We start from the raw sequence: 2,556 nt of genomic DNA, 5'->3' as shown, positions 1-2,556 counted from the left end.
GGCGGAGGCCGCGTGGGGCTTCACCGGCGGGGTGGGCGCCGGTGCGGATTCCGTCTCGGGGGCGGCTGTCTGTGCGGGCCGCGGCGTGCCCTCGGTGCCGGGTGCGGGCCGCGCGGCCGCGGGTCGCCCCGCCGGGGTCACGGCTTTCGCCTCCGCGCCGTTCTCGGCGGGACGGTCCGCGGCCAGCGCCTCCCCGATCAGCCCCAACTGCTCGCGCAGCAGCGCCACGTCCGCCAGCGCGGACCGGTGCTCCGCCGCGAACACGGCGTCGTCCAGGGCCCCTTCGGGCAGCGGTTCGTCCATGATCGCGGCCATCAGCGCGTCCATGCCGTCGTACGCGCCGTCGTACGCGCCGTCGTACGCGCCGTCGTGCGCGTCATCAGCGTCGTACCGGTCTTCGCGGCGGTCATCGCGCCGGTCTTCGTTCCGGGCGGCCACGTCACACCACCTCGTCCTCGTGCAGGCGGGCGCGCAGGGCGCGGACCGCCGAGTGGAGCCTGCTCTTGACCGTGCCCTCGGGGATGCCGAGTTCCTCGGCGATCCCGCGTACCGGCAGGTCGGCGTAGAAGCGCAGGACGACGACCTGGCGCAGGGCGTCGGGCAGCGCGTCCAGACCGCGGGCGACCGCGAGCGAGAGCACGCTGGAGTCCTCGCCGGAGGGGTGCTCCAGCTGCCGCAGCGAGGCCAGGCGCTCACCGAGGCGCTCCTGGCGGCGTTTGGCCCGGTGCCAGTCCATGGCCAGGTTGGAGGCGACCACCGCCGCCCACGCGGACACGTCCCGCGGGGCCTCGCGGCCGCTCGCGGCCCGTTCCAGGAGCCGCAGCCGCACCTGCTGCACTCCGTCCAGCAGGTCCGACTGCGGAACCCCGCCGAGCGCGAGCACCGCCCGCACCCGACGCTCCTGGGCCGCGTCCAGGGGATCGTCCGCCCCCTGGACCATGTCCAGAGGGTCGTCCACCCCCTCGGCTCTCCGGGTCTTTCTGCGCAGCACAGCCACCCCTCCCCTCGCCGCGTTTCCTCTAGGACGCCGGGTGCGGGGGAAACGTTCGGCTGCGAGGGGCTTCTTTTCGCCGCGCGTGTGACGGAGGGCACGCTTGGCGGGGAGTGATGGGGGCAGACGCGTGCTGGGACCGGGAACAGGCAGGGACTGGTCCGGACATCCGTGCGGAGTCGTACGTCACACCGGACCGGGAGGTGGGCAGGCGGGAACCAGGGACGGAGCCCGCACGGCTTCCTGTGCGCGGTGGGTCGGAGGCGGAAATCTGCGGTCCGGGACTCCGGATCGCGCCGAGCCTCCGCCGGTCGGGACATACCGTCCCGACCTGGGCCTTCCCCGGCGCGTCCCACTCTCCGGGCCACGCCCGCAAAGAACTGGACACACGGGCCGGGCACCGACGCATGATGGAAACGCCAGGCCACGTCAAGCGCACGCAATACGCACGCATCAGGCACGCAAAAAGGAGTCGTCGTGAGGGTCGGAATCGTCGGAGCCACCGGTCAGGTCGGCACGGTCATGCGCAGGATCCTCGTCGAGCGGGCGTTCCCGGTCGACGAGCTGCGTCTGTTCGCCTCGGCCCGCTCGGCCGGGACGGTGCTGGACGGCGTGACGGTGGAGGACGCGACGACGGCCGACTACTCGGGCCTCGACATCGTCCTGTTCTCCGCGGGCGGCGCGACCTCGAAGGCGCTGGCCGAGAAGGTCGCCTCCCAGGGCCCGGTCGTGATCGACAACTCCTCCGCCTGGCGCAGGGACCCGGACGTCCCCCTGGTGGTGTCCGAGGTGAACCCGCACGCGATCACGGACCGCCCCAAGGGCATCATCGCCAACCCGAACTGCACGACGATGGCCGCGATGCCGGTGCTGAAGCCGCTGCACGAGGAGGCGGGGCTTCAGGCGCTGGTCGTCGCCACCTACCAGGCGGTCTCCGGTTCGGGTCTCGCGGGCGTCGCCGAGCTGCACGGGCAGGCGCAGAAGGTGATCGCCGACGCGGACAAGCTCACGCACGACGGGGAGGCGCTGGACTTCCCCGAGCCGCAGGTCTACAAGCGCCCCATCGCCTTCAACGTGGTCCCGCTGGCCGGCTCGATCGTGGACGACGGTCTGAACGAGACCGACGAGGAGCAGAAGCTCCGCAACGAGTCCCGCAAGATCCTGGAGATCCCGGCGCTCAAGGTCTCCGGCACCTGCGTCCGCGTCCCGGTCTTCTCCGGACACTCGCTCCAGGTCAACGCCCGGTTCGCCCGCCCGATCACCGTCGAGCGCGCGACCGAGCTGCTCGCGGGTGCGCCGGGGGTGGCCCTCTCCGACATCCCGACGCCCCTGGAGGCGGCGGGCAAGGACCCCTCGTACGTCGGCCGCCTCCGTGTCGACGAGACGGTCGAGCACGGTCTGTCGCTGTTCGTCTCCAACGACAACCTCCGCAAGGGTGCGGCGCTGAACGCGGTGCAGATCGCGGAGCTGGTGGCGGCGGAGCTCAAGGGCTGACGCCGGCGGGGGCGCGCGGCGGACGGTTTCTCGCCCCCGCCGCCCCTACCCATCCCATCCTGTCCCTGGGG

At 72.7% G+C, this 2,556-nt stretch carries 2 protein-coding genes and 1 pseudogene; 1 reads left to right on the top strand and 2 read right to left on the bottom strand.

Annotation, left to right across the window (positions count from 1 at the left end; translation table 11 throughout):
• Both FNH08_RS48740 and FNH08_RS48735 read right to left on the bottom strand, forming a co-directional pair.
• Positions 1–438, bottom strand: a pseudogene (locus tag FNH08_RS48740) (hypothetical protein); the annotation flags it as partial.
• A gap of 1 nt (position 439) precedes the next feature.
• Entirely contained in the window at positions 440–991 is a 552-nt protein-coding gene (locus FNH08_RS48735) for an RNA polymerase sigma factor (RefSeq protein ID WP_322726630.1), read from the bottom strand.
• A gap of 477 nt (positions 992–1,468) precedes the next feature.
• On the opposite strand from FNH08_RS48735, the gene FNH08_RS48730 reads away from it, so the two are divergent.
• On the top strand, positions 1,469–2,485 hold the full coding sequence (locus FNH08_RS48730; RefSeq protein WP_322726629.1) for an aspartate-semialdehyde dehydrogenase: 1,017 nt from the start codon (positions 1,469–1,471) through the stop codon (positions 2,483–2,485).
• Positions 2,486–2,556 lie beyond the last annotated feature (71 nt).

Source organism: Streptomyces spongiae, from assembly GCF_009377185.1.
Lineage (GTDB): Bacteria > Actinomycetota > Actinomycetes > Streptomycetales > Streptomycetaceae > Streptomyces > Streptomyces spongiae.
Note: the sequence above shows the minus strand (reverse complement) of the source record. Positions and strands in the feature narration are given on the sequence as shown.